This is a genomic window from Lentibacillus saliphilus (genome assembly GCF_019093865.1).
In the GTDB taxonomy this organism is placed as follows: Bacteria; Bacillota; Bacilli; order Bacillales; family Amphibacillaceae; genus Lentibacillus_B; species Lentibacillus_B saliphilus.
Genome location: NZ_JABJXD010000006.1, coordinates 115,453 through 131,268, shown reverse-complemented (window position 1 = coordinate 131,268; position 15,816 = coordinate 115,453). Strand labels below are relative to the sequence as shown.

Here is a 15,816-nt window from a genome sequence, read left to right as displayed (position 1 = left end):
ACGTTAATCATAGTCCAAATTTTGTACGTGAAGATGAATAACAAAGAGCCAAGATATACATTTAAATGGATAAAATAATGTATACTTTGGCTCCTCTTAGTTATTAGAGTTGTTGAACTAACGCGATCCAATTGCCGAACACCATATACAAATAGTGAAATTATTTAATTGGAATCCAGATCTCCGAGTAGAAATCTGGATTATTGGGATCATCATCCGTATATAATTCAAATTCTGGTGTACCGGCATGCTGATACCCAGTTGAAGGGAACCATTCAGAAAAAATTCGTTTCCACGCATTTTGCATCGCAGTAGGCATTGGTCCATGCACTTCAAAAACCGCCCACTTGGAAGCGGGGATTTCTAAGTAAAGCATCCCCTCTGGAACCTTACCAGCGTACGAGGTCGCCACCCAATAATCAAACACATTCGCCTTTTTTTGCTCTTCACTAACTTGCCCACAAACTCCTAAAACGCCTTTTACGACTCCGTCATTCAATTGAAATAGCAAATCGCTTGTCCCATTTTGATTGACCTCATTCCAAAGTTCCGGAATGCCTACTACGGTTTCTCCCTCTGCCACACTAGAATATTCGCGCTTAACCCCAACAATTTGAAACGCATTCTTCTCGACTACACTATACTTCATTGGTTCTGCCCCTTTCAATGTTACCTGTATTATCAGGCGGTTATAGGATTGCAGCTTCCCCTGATGCTTTCGCACTTCACTCGGAGTAACCTTGTGCTGTCTGCGGAAAGCCTTAGAAAAAGCCTCGGGAGTTTCATAGCCATATTTATAGGCAATATCAATAATCTTAGCATCCGTTGTCAGTAATTCCTCTCCAGCCAATGTTAATCTCCGTCTTCTTAAATAGTCACCAACCGTAACTTCTGTCAAAACAGCAAACGTTCGCTGGAAATGAAAAGGTGACACATTGGCTTGTTTAGCAATACTGTCAATCGTGATATTTTCCATAATATTTTTTTCCATGTAATCAATCGCCTTTTGTATTGACTCTACCCATGCCATGGCTTCAACTCCTTATTGTCATCTTAGCAACTATTAAAAAACATCTCCTGTCAATTTATGCTTTACTGTGGCAGGTTCGACTCACTAAATGTACAAGAGACAGATTAGTAAGACACATTAGAAGTCACCAATAACTTTTATCTTGTGTTATAATATTAAAAATAATCGAACTCTAAGTCTCACTTCCTTGTTGTGATGAAATTTGTACATTAATTATAACTCTATTTAAAAAGGAGGGGAAATCGTTATGAAAACATGGCATGTTCTTTTTCTTGGCACTTGCATTATAGGTGGCGCATTATGGATAGTTTTAGCAATTGATGGATTAAGCATGAATATTAGTAACTTAATTAATGCGTTGTGAAGTTTTAGTTATAATTAGATTCGTCTAATTGTTTAGATTATAATCGAATTTAAGACCTATACTCTGATAACTGGGGGAGCATTTTCGGCAGTAGTTCTATCAAATCAAACTAAGCTTGAACCAAAAGAAGGTTTTTTTGTATTAAATCAAAAGTTAGCTGTTACTGAAGGCGTTCCAGAGGGGTTGTTGGAGGGGCAGAAAAAACACTTTGATTTCTTGAATTCCAAAATCAAAAGTGGGGAATTGTCGGCATCTAATGACCTAAGCATTGCAAATTTATATGTGAGCTCTGAAGACAATGAACTATTTGCCGGGAGACCAACACCTGTCAAATATCACTGGTGGGGATATAGTCGTTATGCAAACGACTTAGAATCTAGGATATTAGCTTCAAACCTTGCAACTGTTGGCCATGTTTATACTGGTGTAGCGGTAGTATCAACGTTCTTTGGAAACGTACCAACAGCATTCGTTGGCGGGATTGGAACTGTCTATTTCTATCTCGTGTCATCACGTATAGATGCCAATAACTATAGAAGAGGTGTACACGTCTCCATGACGTAGGCTTTGGCATTTAATATAACGCCACAATAAACTGGGGTGATTATCCATTGGAAGGGCTTAAAGAGTACGGTTTCTTCGTCTTGCCATTGTTTCTGATTGCTTATTCAATATACTTGTTTACAATAAACAGAACAAATGATAAGGAAGAAAAAAAGAATACAAAAACAATTGCTTTAACACTTGGAGTGGCATTTGTGCTGATAACCACAACAACCTTTCTCATAATGAGGTGAATTGCGTCAACGGGTGAGACTAACACCAGTATTTTACAGCAAAACCAGCGAACTCACTAATGGCAGTTCGTTTTGTATCATGGCTTCGTTGCCTAAGAGATTTATTTTAAACCACCACTTAAACCGTATTCCATGCAGCGGAATTGATATGCGTTATTCAGATGACGTATGCGTTCCCAAACCAATTAAGACAGATTCATAACAATAAACCCCCGTTTAGATGCATAGTGTATGACATCAATTCGGGGGTGTTTTTTTGAGACAGCGAGGGTTAAATTGCTAGGAAATTTGATACTTCTTTTTTGTTAAAAAGACACTGATTTAAAAAAGATAATCGGAAAATAGTCTGCTAAAAGTTCACCTCATCCATTGCCTTGCTCAGTGTGGAAGAGTCAGCACCGTATTCATATTCTGGTTTTATCAGATTTGTCATTTGATCAGGCAACATTTTTCCAAAAGTAACATTAACTTCTTTGATTTCTTTTTCCTTTACGATAGCTCTGTGTATAAATATTGGCTCTAAGGACTTCAAAAGAATAACCATATTTTTACCAACACAAACGAGTTTCCTACTTAAGTCATAGTACCTTCTATTTCATCAATGGTCGTCACGCTATCATTTTTAACATGTTAAATCCTTATAATGTCAAACTATGTGTAACCTATCCAAACCATTGAAAAGCTATTGAAAAACCATTGACTAAGGATCGAATTGGAAATGTTTATTTTAATGGGACAACTTCTTCTCCAACCACGCTACAGACTCCACATGCATGCTCTGCGGAAACATGTCTACAGGTTGGACTTCTTTTGTTTCATACCCGCCGTCTTCTAGAATGCGTAAGTCTCTTGCCAATGTTGACGGGTTGCATGACACATAGACAATTCGTTTTGGTTGCATTGTGAGCATTGCTTGGAGCAATGCCTCGTCACAGCCTTTGCGTGGTGGGTCGACGACGATGACGTCTGGCTTCATCCCTTGCGATTGCCACCATGGCATGACTTTTTCGGCTTGACCGACGTGGAATTCGGCGTTGTCCATATGGTTGAGTCGGGCGTTTTGCTTGGCATCGCTGATCGCTTCTGGAACGACGTCGACGCCATACACTTTTTTGGCAGATTGTGCAAGGAACAGCGCGATCGTTCCAATGCCACAGTAAGCGTCGATAACGATGTCTTGTTGTCCGACATTGGCATATTCAAGTGCTTTGTCATACAGCTTTTTCGTCTGCTTTGGGTTCACTTGGTAAAAGGACTGGGCAGATATCGCAAATCGGATGTTACCGATTGTGTCGTAAATGTAATCTTCACCCCAAATGACTTTGTTTTTACGGTCGAGAATGACGTTTGTACGTCGATCATTTATATTGTGAACGATCGACTTGATTTGTGGATACGTTTCAGTTAATTCTCGGATGAGAGCGTCTTTATGTGGTAATTTGTCAGTACGGGTGATGAGGACGATCATCGTCTCGTCAGTTTCGTTTCCGGTTCGGACCATGATATGACGCAGAACGCCGCGGTCCTTTTTCTCGTCATAGGCGGTAATTCCGAGATTTGTGGCGATGCGTCTGACCGCCTCCACCATTCGATCGTTTACCTCGTCCTGGACGACGCATGTGTCCATGTCGGCGATAATGTCGTGACTACGCATTTTATAAAATCCTGTAATGAGCTCGCCATTCTTTTCCCCAACAGGGACTGCTACTTTATTGCGGTAACGCCAAGGATCGTCCATACCAATGACTGGATGAACAGGTACGTGATCAAGGTGGCCAATTTTACGCATCACATTTTTGACTTGATTGCGCTTCATGTCGAGCTGCATGTCATAGCTCATATGCTGAATTTGGCAGCCACCACATTGGTAAAACACGTCACATGGAGGTTCAACACGGTGTGGACTTCGTTCGATGACTTCGAGTAGCTTAGCGAATCCGAAGTTTTTGTTCACTTTAACGACGTGAACGGTCACTTTTTCGCCTGGGAGGGCATACGGAATAAAGAGCGGATAGCCGTCGACCTTACCAACACCATTCCCTTCATGAGTGAGGTCTTCTATTTCAAGTGTTAATCTGTCATTTTTATGTACGGGAGCTGTGCGTTTTGCCATTGTGTTCTCCTTTATGTTCAATGTTAATGTATTGTGTATATCTTATCACATCTATGAAAAGCGCGTGCGAGTCATAGGTCTAGTATTTTCAAGTAGGGTGGTGTCTTATCCCTAAAAGACTTGATATGGCGTGAGGAGTGCTCATAAAACATGATACAGCATATGACTTCTATGTGATCTATTCGCCAAGTGACAGGCACCACCAAACGCTGAATAAAACACCTGACCCAGAAATGGTCAGGTGTCTTGTTGTTTGTCGATAAATGATGCTGGGACGATGAATTCGACGTGCTGTTGTAGGTTCTGGAATTCCCCTGGTAGTAGGCCACCGTATTCGCCGTCAATGTTAAGCTGCATTTTTTCATCTGTGTCTACTTTAATATGCTTTGCTTGGGCATAGATGACGTGCTTATCATCAAGGTGTGCGCCACGAAGAGCGAGCGTCGCAACGCGGATGAATTCAGCTAGGTTCGCTTCACGCAAAATAAGAATATCAAAATAACCATCATCGAGCTTGGCCGTTGGTGCTAGTTTTTCAAAGCCGCCAACAGAATTCGTATTAGAGACGAGGAACATCATAATTTTCTCGTCGACAACTGTTCCATCATACTCAATTCGCGCTCTAATCGGCTTTAATGATGGGAGCATTTCGATCCCTTTCATATAATAGGCGAGCTGACCAAGCATCGTCTTCAGCTTGATCGGAACATCATAGGTGAGTTCTGTTAGTTTCCCGCCACCTGCAATGTTAATAAAATACTGATCATTAACGCGGCCAACATCAAGTGGCATCGTTTCACCAGCGACGATGACCTCAACAGCTTTCTTGACATCGCGGGGAATTTGTAACGCCCGGGCGAAGTCATTTGTCGTACCGCCTGGGATGACGCCCACTTTAGGGCGATAAGGCTGTTCAGATATACCATTGATGACTTCATTAATTGTGCCGTCACCGCCTGCAGCAATGACAAGATCAAACTTGCGCTCAACCGCTGTTCTTGCTGCATAAATCGCATCGCTTTCGCCTGTTGTCGCATGGGCTGAAGCCTCATAACCGACTTTTTCTAACTGCTCCAAAATAGCAGGCAGCTCCTTTTTTAAAAGTTCGCGGCCTGATGTTGGATTATATATTACACGGGCTCGTTTCAAAGAGATTCCTCCCATACAAATCAAGGAAATATTGTGTAAGTAGGCGGCAGGTCATTTCGTGAGGGATGATGGCAGAGGTATATGTTCTAATCTAACATATGCGTGTCGTATGTTTTAAAGCACTGGCGCCTAGCTTTATAAAAAATAAGGTGACGGCTGCCACTTCATATCGGCAGCCGTTCATCCTTCTTCTTAGCGTTGATTCATTTCCCTGATAAGAATTTTGTTGACCATTGGTGGGTTGGCCTGACCTTTTGTTGCTTTCATAACTTGACCAACCAAAAATCCAAGGGCACGGTCTTTACCATTTTTAAAATCAATAATCGACTGTTCGTTGTCGTCTAAAATACCGGTAATAATTTTTGTCAGCTCGCCTTCATCAGAAATTTGGACGAGGCCTTTATCTTTAACGATTTGTTCTGGAACTCCGCCTTTTTCTACGAGCTCAGCGAAGACCTTCTTAGCGATTTTAGACGAAATCGTTCCGTCCTCGATAAGCTGTATCATTTTTCCGAGAGCTTCAGGTGTAATGGCAAGATCATGCAATTCTTTTAAATGCTTGTTCATATAACCTGAGATTTCACCCATGAGCCAGTTTGATGCTTGTTTAATATCAGCACCATCGGCAATCGTTGCTTCAAGGAAATCAGCCATTTCCTTGGAGCTTGTTAAAACCTCCGCGTCATATGCTGGCAATCCAAGTCCATCAATGAAGCGTTGCTTTCTAGCATCGGGTAGCTCTGGAATCGATTGACGAATACGTTCCTTCCAAGCATCATCAATATAAAGCGGTACAAGATCAGGCTCAGGGAAGTAACGGTAATCATCAGAGCCTTCTTTGACACGCATTAAAATCGTTTCCTTCGTTTTTTCATCGTAACGACGTGTTTCTTGTTCAATGATGCCACCTGTAAGCAAGACTTTTTCCTGGCGTTTCTCTTCAAATTCTAACCCTTTTTGAACGAACGTAAAGGAGTTAAGGTTTTTCAGCTCGGTCTTTGTGCCGAATTCATCTTGACCGATCGGGCGCAAAGAGATGTTCGCATCACAGCGTAACGACCCTTCCTGCATCTTACAATCAGATACGCCTGTGTACTGAATGATATTTTTGAGCTTATCTAAATATGCGTAGGCTTCCTCTGGAGAACGCATATCAGGCTCAGACACGATCTCAATAAGCGGTGTGCCTTGTCTATTAAAGTCAACGAGTGAATAGCCGTCGTCACCGTGTGTGAGCTTACCAGCATCCTCTTCTAAATGAAGGCGCGTAATGCCGATACGCTTCTTCTTGCCACCGACTTCAATTTCAATCCAGCCGTTCTCACCAATTGGCTTGTCAAATTGAGAGATTTGGTAAGCTTTCGGGTTATCCGGATAAAAATAGTTTTTGCGGTCGAATTTTGTATCTGTGGCAATGTCACAATTCAGTGCCATAGCGGCTTTCATCGCAAAGTTAACGGCTTCTTCGTTGAGAACCGGTAATGTTCCTGGGTACCCAAGGTCAATCGGATTCACGTTCGCATTTGGTTCAGCACCAAATGCATTTGGGCTTGAGCTAAATATCTTTGAATCTGTTTTTAATTCAACGTGGACTTCAAGTCCGATAATTGTTTCAAAGTTCATGATGCGCCACCTCCTAGGTGAGGCTTTTTAAGATAATGTTTCGTTTCCTGTTCGTATGCATATGCCGCTTCATAAACGGTTGCCTCTGCAAACGGGCGACCGATAATTTGTAAACCAATAGGCAGACCAGCTTCAGAAAAACCAGCTGGAACTGACAATGCAGGGTTACCCGCAAGGTTCACAGGAATGGTTAAAATATCATTTGCATACATCGTTAATGGATCTTCTATTTTTTCACCGATCTTAAAGGCTGTTGTAGGTGCTGTTGGTCCAATGATAACATCGTATTCCTCTAACACCTTATCAAAATCCTGCTTAATCAATGTGCGGACTTTTTGAGCTTTTTTATAATACGCATCATAATAACCAGAGCTTAGCGCAAAGGTACCGAGCATAATCCGGCGTTTAACTTCATCGCCAAAGCCTTCGCTACGTGAGAGCTTAAACATGTCGATCATATTTTCGGCATTTTCTGAGCGCACACCGTAACGTACCCCGTCAAAACGCGCGAGGTTAGCGGATGCCTCTGATGATGATAGCAAGTAATAAGCTGCTACAGCATATTTAGAATGCGGTAAGGACACTTCCTCCCATGTTGCACCGAGGGATTCATAGACCTTCAAAGCGTCCAAAATTGTGTTTTTAACTTCCTCAGAAACACCTTCAGCGAGATATTCTTTTGGAACGGCAATTTTCATGCCTGTCATATCACCTGTTAAATTTGAATACTCAGGTACATCAACATCAGCACTTGTGGAATCCATTCGATCATGACCGGCAATGACTTCGAGTACACGGGCATTGTCAGCGACAGTCCGTGTAATTGGTCCGATGTGATCGAGAGATGAGGCGAATGCAACGAGTCCGAAACGTGATACACGTCCGTACGTTGGCTTCATCCCAACGACACCACAAAATGACGCTGGCTGTCTGATTGAACCACCTGTATCTGAACCGAGGGCGAATAAAACCTCGCCTGCTGCAACAGCGGCAGCACTACCGCCACTTGAGCCACCTGGAACACGATCTAGATCCCAAGGGTTACGTGTCGGAACGAAGCTTGAGTTCTCGTTCGATGACCCCATCGCAAATTCATCCAAATTCAATTTACCAACCGTAACGGATTGCTCAGCATTCAGCTTGTTTACGACTGTTGCGTTGTACAACGGATCATTAAAGTTTCTCAAAAACTGGCTGGCACACGTTAAAGGCTGTCCTTTAATGGCAATGTTATCTTTAATCCCTGCTGGAATGCCATATAATTTCGCACGTCCGTCATGCCCCGCCTTGTCCAACTCACGCGCTTGCTCACGGGCTTGTTCTTCATTTAATGAAAGGAATGCATGAACATCATCATCCACTTCCTTAATTCTTTTATAGGATGTGTCAACAAGGTCCTCTACTGTAATTTCTTTATTATGTAGTTGACGTTCTAATTCCTTAAAGCTTAAATCAAATAATGACATGGTGTTCCCTCCCTACTCAAGGATTGACGGTACTTTAAACTGACCGCCTTGCTTGTCTGGTGCGTTTGTTAATGCGTCATCACGATGCGCCCATTTCTCGGCCTTATCGTCACGCATAATATTTTTCAAATCAAGTACGTGTGTTGTCGGCTCTACGCCTTCTGTATCCAATTCATTTAACTGTTCAGCGTAATTAATGATGGCATCAAGATCGTTGGCAAACGCGTCTGCTTCTTCTTCAGTCACAGCGAGTCTGGCCAGATGAGCAACGTGCATCACTTGGTCCCTAGTAATATTAGCCATGAACGGCACCTCCATTTATATTTTCCATCCAAACGGTTGGATTGTCTATAAGCATTAATGGACAATAGCCTTTATGAATAGGCGAATTTCCCTATTAAAAAATAGCTACAACACTATTGATAATAGCAGAACAAACGCCTGTTTAGCAACTATTGCAAGCGAATGAGATGTCTTACATTTTGCTCTGTTGTGTTGTAGCTCCAGTATTTCCAGTCCTTCGTCGTTATATGCCTGCTTCATATGATCAGGCTGTCGTTCCCAATAAAATAATCCATATGTAAGTAAAAGGCTGTCTAAAAGTCCCTTCTAGACTTATAAGACAGCACTTTTTTAATTTAAATTGAGGTCTTTCTTATATTGTTCAAACTCCGTCTCTGAGCATCTTACCCAGTGGCCTGGCTTGATTTCACGGAATTGTTGTTCTTCATTTGGATCGTGAATGGACGGATCATATTCAACACGCTGACGGTTCCGCTCATATTCTGGATCTGGGAGTGGAATCGCCGACAATAATGATTTCGTATACGGATGAATCGGATTTTTATACAATTCATGACTATCCGCTAACTCAACCATGTTACCAAAATACATAACACCGATTCGATCACTTAAATATTTAACCATCGACAAGTCATGGGCGATAAATAAGTAAGTGAGGCCAAATTCGTCCTGTAATTGCTTCAGCAAATTAACGACCTGTGCTTGGATGGACACGTCTAATGCCGAAATTGGTTCATCTGCAATAATAAATTCTGGTTCTACAGCAAGTGCTCGGGCAATACCGATCCGCTGCCGCTGTCCACCACTAAATTCATGTGGAAAACGGGTCGCATGTTCCTTGTTAAGTCCGACCGTTTCAAGGAGCTCTTCAACACGCTTTTTGCGGGCTTCTTTGTTTTCGGCCAAATTATGAATGTCGATGCCTTCTGCGATAATATCCATAACCGTCATCCGGGAATTAAGTGAAGATGATGGGTCCTGGAAAATCATCTGCATTTTACGGTTGAATTTCATTTTTTCTGCAGCAGACTTTTTGCCGTGGACATCTTCCCCTTTAAACAGAACTTCGCCGTCTGTTGCATCATACAATCCGATAATCGTTCTACCTGTCGTCGATTTACCACAGCCAGATTCACCGACCAAGCCAAATGTCTCACCTTTATAAATATCAAAGGTGACACCATCAATTGCTTTAACGGTTGCTTTTCCACCAATATTAAAATGACGCTTTAAGTCCTTCACTTCTAACAGCTTTTCGACTGTCATTGATCTTCACCTTCCTCACCTTTCAGAAACTCACCCGTTTTTGAAAAGCCAGCCATTCTCCGCTTAACCTCTGCTGGCGGCTCAACCTTAGGGGCATTTTCATGAAGAAGCCATGTCGCCGCATAGTGCGTATCAGATACTTTGAACATTGGTGGTTCTAATTCAGTATCAATTTTCAACGCATAAGAATTCCGTGGTGCGAAGGCATCTCCTTTTGGAGGATTCAACATATCCGGAGGGCTACCTGGAATTGACATTAAATGTTCATCCGTGTCATCTAATGTCGGCATTGAGCCTAGCAAGCCCCATGTGTACGGATGCTGTGGATTGTAAAAGATTTCTTCAGTTGTACCAATCTCGACAATTTTACCAGCATACATAACAGCAACACGGTCAGCAATATTCGCAACAACGCCGAGGTCGTGCGTAATAAAGATAATCGAGCTTCCGGTCTCCTTCTGTACGTCCTTCATCAACTCAAGGATTTGTGCTTGAATGGTTACATCAAGCGCCGTTGTCGGCTCATCAGCAATTAACAGCTTCGGATTACATGCAAGTGCCATAGCGATTACAACACGCTGACGCATCCCCCCAGAAAATTGATGAGGATATTGATGTAGACGCTTTTCTGCGTGCGGAATTCCGACCTGTTTCAGAAGCTCAGCGGCTTTCGGTCTCGCCTCACTACGACTCATGTTCTGGTGCTTAATGAGACCTTCCATGATTTGATTACCAATTTTCATCGTTGGATTCAATGATGTCATTGGATCCTGGAAAATCATTGATATATCTTTTCCGCGAATTTTTTGCATCTCTTTATCTGTTTTGTTAACGAGGTCTTCTCCTTCAAAGAGAATCTGTCCTCTTTTTATCACACTTTGAGGTGTAGGAAGCAAGCGCATGAGTGATTTGGTTGTAACCGACTTACCAGAACCTGATTCCCCAACGATTGCAAGCGTTTCGCCTTTAGCGACATCAAAGGAAACACCACGAACGGCTTGTACTTCCCCACTAAACGTGTTAAATGAAATTGCAAGATCTTTTACTTCCAATAATTTGCTCATATATGGACACCTGCCTTTCTATTTATGCATTTTCGGATCAAACGCATCACGCAATCCGTCCGCCATAATATTGAATGCGATCATAATCAATGAAATAACAGCCGCTGGATAAATAAACATATAAGGATATGTGCGCAAATTATCGAATCCTGTATTAATCAACGTCCCGAGTGATGCTTCTGGTGGTACCAAGCCAAGTCCTATAAATGATAAGAAGGCTTCGGTAAAGATTGCACTCGGAATCGTGAACATCGTATTGATGATGATGATGCCACTTATGTTTGGCAACAAGTGCTTTGTAATAATCCGTCCTGTAGACGCACCTAATGTTCGTGATGCGAGCACAAATTCCTGATTCTTTAACTTCAACACCTCACCGCGAACAATCCGCGCCATGCCTATCCAGCCCGTAATAATCATCGCGACAATGAGCGACACGATACCTGGCTGTAAAATGATAATCATTAACAAAATAACAACGAGGTTCGGAATCCCAACAAGGATCTCAATAATACGTTGCATAATATTATCAACACGACCACCAAGGTATGCGGAAATACCGCCATAAGCGACACCGATGACTAAGTCAATTGCAGCTGCAGCGAGCGCAATGATCATCGAGACGCGTGTTCCTTTCCAAAGTCGTGTCCACTGGTCACGTCCTAAGTTGTCTGTCCCTAACCAAAAATACGTGTCATCAAGGCCAAGTGCTTGATAACTATGGTAGGTGACGTCCACTTCAGCAGAATTTCTCGTACCATTACCTTCATTAAGGACTTTTACATCTACAAATTCTTCTTCTGTTTTAAAGCGCATTATCGCTTTTGCTGTCGCATCCTCTACATTTGTTCCTTGGAATGTCTCTGTCATTGTACCGTCAAATGGCAACCAAGAAATATTCTCTAAAACTGGAATACGTGGTGGTATTTTTGCTCGCGTTAGATCTTGGTCATCGTAGCCAAATTCATTCATACTTGGTCCAATGATACTCATGACAGAAATAACGACGAGAACAGTCAAGGCAAACATCGCAGCGATATTTCGCACGAAGGTTCTTGTTGCATCTTGCATAAATGAACGACTTGGACGCGCTATTTTTTCACTTGTATCTTCTTTATGCTCGAGAGGTTCGAACATGTCTTTTGACAGTTTGTTTTGATCCATCTTACTTTTCCCCTCCCGATATCCGTATTCTTGGATCAATGAATCCGTAAAGAATATCCACAACTAAAACGATTAAAATGAACAAAAAGGCAATCAATAGAGTCATGCCCATAATTGTCGGATAATCATTTACCATAATTGAATTAACAAATTGTTCACCAATACCGGGGATGGCAAAAATTTGTTCAATAACGAGTGAGCCTGTTAATAGGCTTATTGCCATGGGGCCAATTACTGTGATGAGCGGGATCAATGAGTTGCGGAGTCCGTGCTTAAAGACGACAGCATACTCTGTAATACCTTTTGCTCGTGCTGTTGTAATGAAATCTGATCCAAGTACCTCCAGCATTTCTGTACGGATAAAACGTGCTGCAGTAGCCATTGGGAAAATCATCAGTGCAATGGTTGGCAGAACCGTATATTCAAATCCTCCCCAGAAAGCTACCGGGAACCAGCCGAGCTCCACTGCAAAAACCCATTGAAGTAGTCCGGCAAATACAAAGGAAGGGATCGATGTCCCAAGAACTGCCAATAGCGTTGAACTATAATCGAGAAAACCATTATGGAATATGGCTGCAATCATTCCTAAGAGAACACCTAATATCGTTCCGACGACCAATGCCTGGAATCCTAACTGCATAGATGGACCGATACGATCTTGAATTATTTTGGTGACTGGTGTATTTGAGAATTGAAACGAGATCCCAAGATCACCTTTAACAATGTTTCCTAAATAGCGTACGTATTGGACTGGAAGAGGATCGTTCAGCCCGTATTTTTCTAGAACAATTTCTTGTTGTTCATCAGATAACTTGTCCTGGGCAGATAGTGGACTACCAGGTAACATTTTCATCAAGAAGAACGATACTGACGCAATAATAAATAATGCGACAAACATATAAAACAATCGTTTAGCGATATACCGTGCCACTTTTGCACCTCCTAATAATTGGTAGGCCAGATGAGAATTGACCTAACATTAATAAAGCGTCACGAAAACAACGCTTTTCCAAATTGCATAACAATTAGGTCTAACGGAAAAGAGAGCATATGCCATAACGGTATACACTCTCTTACTCCATTAGTAAGCTCTAAGTTTTAATATAAATTAATCTGCTGGTACGACTTCAGCCCATTTGTACTCGTAGTCTGCGCCAAATGGATTCATGAAGACGCCAACCATTTGTGGTGAAATAAGCTGTGCGGTTGCTTTTTGATAAATAGGTCCAATCGCAGCATCTTCAAATAAGATTTGTTCTGCTTCTAGCAAAGCTTCATAACGTTCTACAGGCTTTGTAGCGAGTTCGCCTTGAGCTTTTGCAAGTAATGCATCATACTCTTCGTTTGAGTAACCCATTTTGTTGTTCTCACCATCTGTGATCCAGAGGCTTAAGAATGTGTATGGATCTTGATAATCTGGTCCCCATCCGGAGAATTGAAGATCATAGTCCATGTTTGTATCTAAATCCAAACGTTGCTGGAATGGAACTTGTTTTAAGTTAACTGTTAAACCAGGTAAGTTTGTTTCAAGTTGGTTCTTCAAGTATTCGTTCATATTTTTAGCGACTTCACTGTCACCAGCAAGAAATTCGATTTCAACTGAATCTGTTCCAAGCTCTTCTAAACCTTTTTCCCAGAAATCTTTAGCTGCTTCAACATCTTGAGTAACAAGGTCACCATTGATGTCGCGATAGTCTTCTGATGTTTCTGGGTGAGATGAGAAGCCTTCTGGAATATTACCGTAAGCAACGAGTGAACCGTTATTTAGGATTGTGTCAACCAATGCTTGTTTATCATAAGCATGGCTAATCGCTTTACGGATATTCACATTCGCAAGTGCTTCATTACGTGTTTGATTCATTTTCAAATAGAATACTGATGTAAGTGGTGTTGCAACAAAATCTTCATGTGAGATATATTGGTCAACGATGTCTGATGATAAGTCGGCACGGTCAATCTCGCCTTTTTCATACAGATCAACAGCAACCTGTGCATCTTTTACAACATTAACGTTGATTTTTTCAATGTTTACAGTGTCAGCATCCCAGTAGCTCTCATTTTTAACAAGTGTCCATGAGCTTGCTGTGCTATCCCAATCGGACATTTTGAACGGTCCGTTTGCAAGTAAGTTATCACTGTTAGTAGCGTAGTCTTCGCCTTTTTCTACCACAAATTCTTCATGGAGTGGATAGAACGTACCGAATGTTGTCAATGATAGGAAGTATGGAACAGGTTTTTCAAGGTTAACGACTAATGTATAATCACCGTCTGCTTTGACACCTAATTCTTCAACTGCCATATCTCCTGTACTGATCGCTTCAGCATTTTTAATGATGCCATTCATCATGAATGGACCATATTCAGAACCAGTTGCAGGATCAACAGCACGACGCCATGCATAAACGAAGTCATGAGCTGTTACGGCATCACCGTTTTCCCATTGTGCATCTTCACGAAGTGTGAATGTCCAAGTTAAGCCATCTTCACTGACTTCATGGTCAGCTGCAATGCCTTCAGTAGGCGATGCATTTTCATCTAGGCGATAAAGCCCTTCAGTTGTCATGCCTAAAAACTGGAATGCATATTGGTCTGTTGCTAAGGACACATCCATTGTTGGAATCGTGTCGCCATTCACTAGGTTAAGTACTTGATCGACCTTTTCGGTATCATTTCCATTTTGATCTGATGATCCTGTTGTATCATCATTACTACCGCCACAAGCTGCTAAAAATGTTAGCAAAAGCCCAAGCATGAATAGTAATGAAAGTTTTGACATTTTCATATAGATGTACCCTCCTCTAAGATGTTGTTTTTAGCCTATGAGCGATATTATACATGATAAATTTGATTTTCGCACTACTTTTTTAAAAATTTCCTAGTTATAATTTACATAATATTTCAACCAATAAACCGAAACTCCTAATACTTCTTGCTTTCTTAAGGGCTAATTTACTTTAAAAACTTTATCATTTTTTATACTTTGTTTGCTATAATATAAGATAAAACGTGTAAGAAAGGTGAATTAGATGACTTTTAGCTTAAAGAACAAATGGTTCATGCTTATCATGAACCTTCTTGCAAGCATTATACTGTTTGTAATATCTTCCAATTTCTCTTTGGTTAATTACGTAAATATTTTGTTTTATTTAACTTTTATATATATTATATTGTGGCTTGTGCTGTTCATTAGTAAAGGTGGTTTTTTCAACGGTATTACATTCGGCTTCAGGAAATTTCGCTCCATCTTCCAAAAGGATAGAGATTTATTAAAGGAGATGGACAACAAAGAAGATCTTTCTGACCGGGTCAATCTTAATTTTTACGAACATATGCGTTTTCATGCATTGTCTTTGTCTTTCATTACAATCGTTTTACTTTTAGTGTATTATATTTAATCTTGAAGGGCTGTCTCCTAGATGAAACCTCCTAAACTGCCCGCACAGAAGTCTACACACGAAATTGGGACAAGTCTTAAAA

14 protein-coding genes are annotated in these 15,816 nt (G+C 41.3%); 2 read left to right on the top strand and 12 right to left on the bottom strand.

What is annotated here, in order from left to right:
- Positions 1-160 precede the first annotated feature (160 nt).
- A complete protein-coding gene (locus tag HPC67_RS11300) occupies positions 161-1,030 on the bottom strand; it encodes an AraC family transcriptional regulator (protein WP_217587939.1) in 870 nt (289 codons plus the stop codon).
- Between the two features lie 550 nt (positions 1,031-1,580).
- On the opposite strand from HPC67_RS11300, the gene HPC67_RS11295 reads away from it, so the two are divergent.
- Entirely contained in the window at positions 1,581-1,958 is a 378-nt protein-coding gene (locus HPC67_RS11295) for a hypothetical protein (protein ID WP_217587937.1), read from the top strand.
- 582 nt (positions 1,959-2,540) lie between these two features.
- Here the strand turns inward: HPC67_RS11295 and HPC67_RS11290 are convergent.
- From HPC67_RS11290 to HPC67_RS11240, 11 genes are all read right to left on the bottom strand, one after another.
- Positions 2,541-2,735, bottom strand: a complete 195-nt coding sequence (locus HPC67_RS11290) for a hypothetical protein (protein ID WP_217587936.1) — start codon at positions 2,733-2,735, stop codon at positions 2,541-2,543.
- A 183-nt stretch (positions 2,736-2,918) separates the two neighbouring features.
- A complete protein-coding gene (rlmD, locus tag HPC67_RS11285) occupies positions 2,919-4,304 on the bottom strand; it encodes a 23S rRNA (uracil(1939)-C(5))-methyltransferase RlmD (protein WP_217587935.1) in 1,386 nt (461 codons plus the stop codon).
- Between the two features lie 237 nt (positions 4,305-4,541).
- The gene (locus HPC67_RS11280) at positions 4,542-5,453 is read right to left on the bottom strand and encodes a diacylglycerol kinase (RefSeq protein ID WP_217587933.1); all 912 of its coding nucleotides are present in this window, start codon (positions 5,451-5,453) and stop codon (positions 4,542-4,544) included.
- Positions 5,454-5,645: 192 nt separating this feature from the next.
- On the bottom strand, positions 5,646-7,076 hold the full coding sequence (gene gatB / locus HPC67_RS11275; RefSeq protein ID WP_217587932.1) for an Asp-tRNA(Asn)/Glu-tRNA(Gln) amidotransferase subunit GatB: 1,431 nt from the start codon (positions 7,074-7,076) through the stop codon (positions 5,646-5,648).
- The gene (gene gatA / locus HPC67_RS11270) at positions 7,073-8,542 is read right to left on the bottom strand and encodes an Asp-tRNA(Asn)/Glu-tRNA(Gln) amidotransferase subunit GatA (protein ID WP_217587931.1); all 1,470 of its coding nucleotides are present in this window, start codon (positions 8,540-8,542) and stop codon (positions 7,073-7,075) included. Before gatA ends, gatB begins: the two co-directional genes overlap by 4 nt.
- 12 nt (positions 8,543-8,554) lie before the next feature.
- Positions 8,555-8,845 carry an Asp-tRNA(Asn)/Glu-tRNA(Gln) amidotransferase subunit GatC gene (gatC, locus tag HPC67_RS11265; RefSeq protein WP_217587924.1) on the bottom strand — a complete coding sequence of 97 codons (291 nt, stop codon included), beginning with the start codon at positions 8,843-8,845 and terminating at the stop codon, positions 8,555-8,557.
- A 330-nt stretch (positions 8,846-9,175) separates the two neighbouring features.
- Positions 9,176-10,111 carry an ABC transporter ATP-binding protein gene (locus HPC67_RS11260; protein WP_217587923.1) on the bottom strand — a complete coding sequence of 312 codons (936 nt, stop codon included), beginning with the start codon at positions 10,109-10,111 and terminating at the stop codon, positions 9,176-9,178.
- On the bottom strand, positions 10,108-11,175 hold the full coding sequence (locus HPC67_RS11255; protein ID WP_217587920.1) for an ABC transporter ATP-binding protein: 1,068 nt from the start codon (positions 11,173-11,175) through the stop codon (positions 10,108-10,110). Before HPC67_RS11255 ends, HPC67_RS11260 begins: the two co-directional genes overlap by 4 nt.
- An 18-nt stretch (positions 11,176-11,193) precedes the next feature.
- Positions 11,194-12,339 (bottom strand): oligopeptide ABC transporter permease, encoded by a 1,146-nt coding sequence (gene opp3C / locus HPC67_RS11250; RefSeq protein WP_217587918.1) that lies wholly within the window; start codon positions 12,337-12,339, stop codon positions 11,194-11,196.
- Position 12,340: 1 nt separating this feature from the next.
- A complete protein-coding gene (gene opp3b / locus HPC67_RS11245; protein WP_343327836.1) occupies positions 12,341-13,270 on the bottom strand; it encodes an oligopeptide ABC transporter permease in 930 nt (309 codons plus the stop codon).
- Positions 13,271-13,447: 177 nt separating this feature from the next.
- Positions 13,448-15,121 carry a peptide ABC transporter substrate-binding protein gene (locus HPC67_RS11240; protein WP_217587916.1) on the bottom strand — a complete coding sequence of 558 codons (1,674 nt, stop codon included), beginning with the start codon at positions 15,119-15,121 and terminating at the stop codon, positions 13,448-13,450.
- A gap of 244 nt (positions 15,122-15,365) precedes the next feature.
- Between HPC67_RS11240 and HPC67_RS16015 the strand changes: the two genes are divergently transcribed.
- Positions 15,366-15,734 carry a DUF3899 domain-containing protein gene (locus HPC67_RS16015; RefSeq protein WP_217587914.1) on the top strand — a complete coding sequence of 123 codons (369 nt, stop codon included), beginning with the start codon at positions 15,366-15,368 and terminating at the stop codon, positions 15,732-15,734.
- Positions 15,735-15,816: the final 82 nt, after the last annotated feature.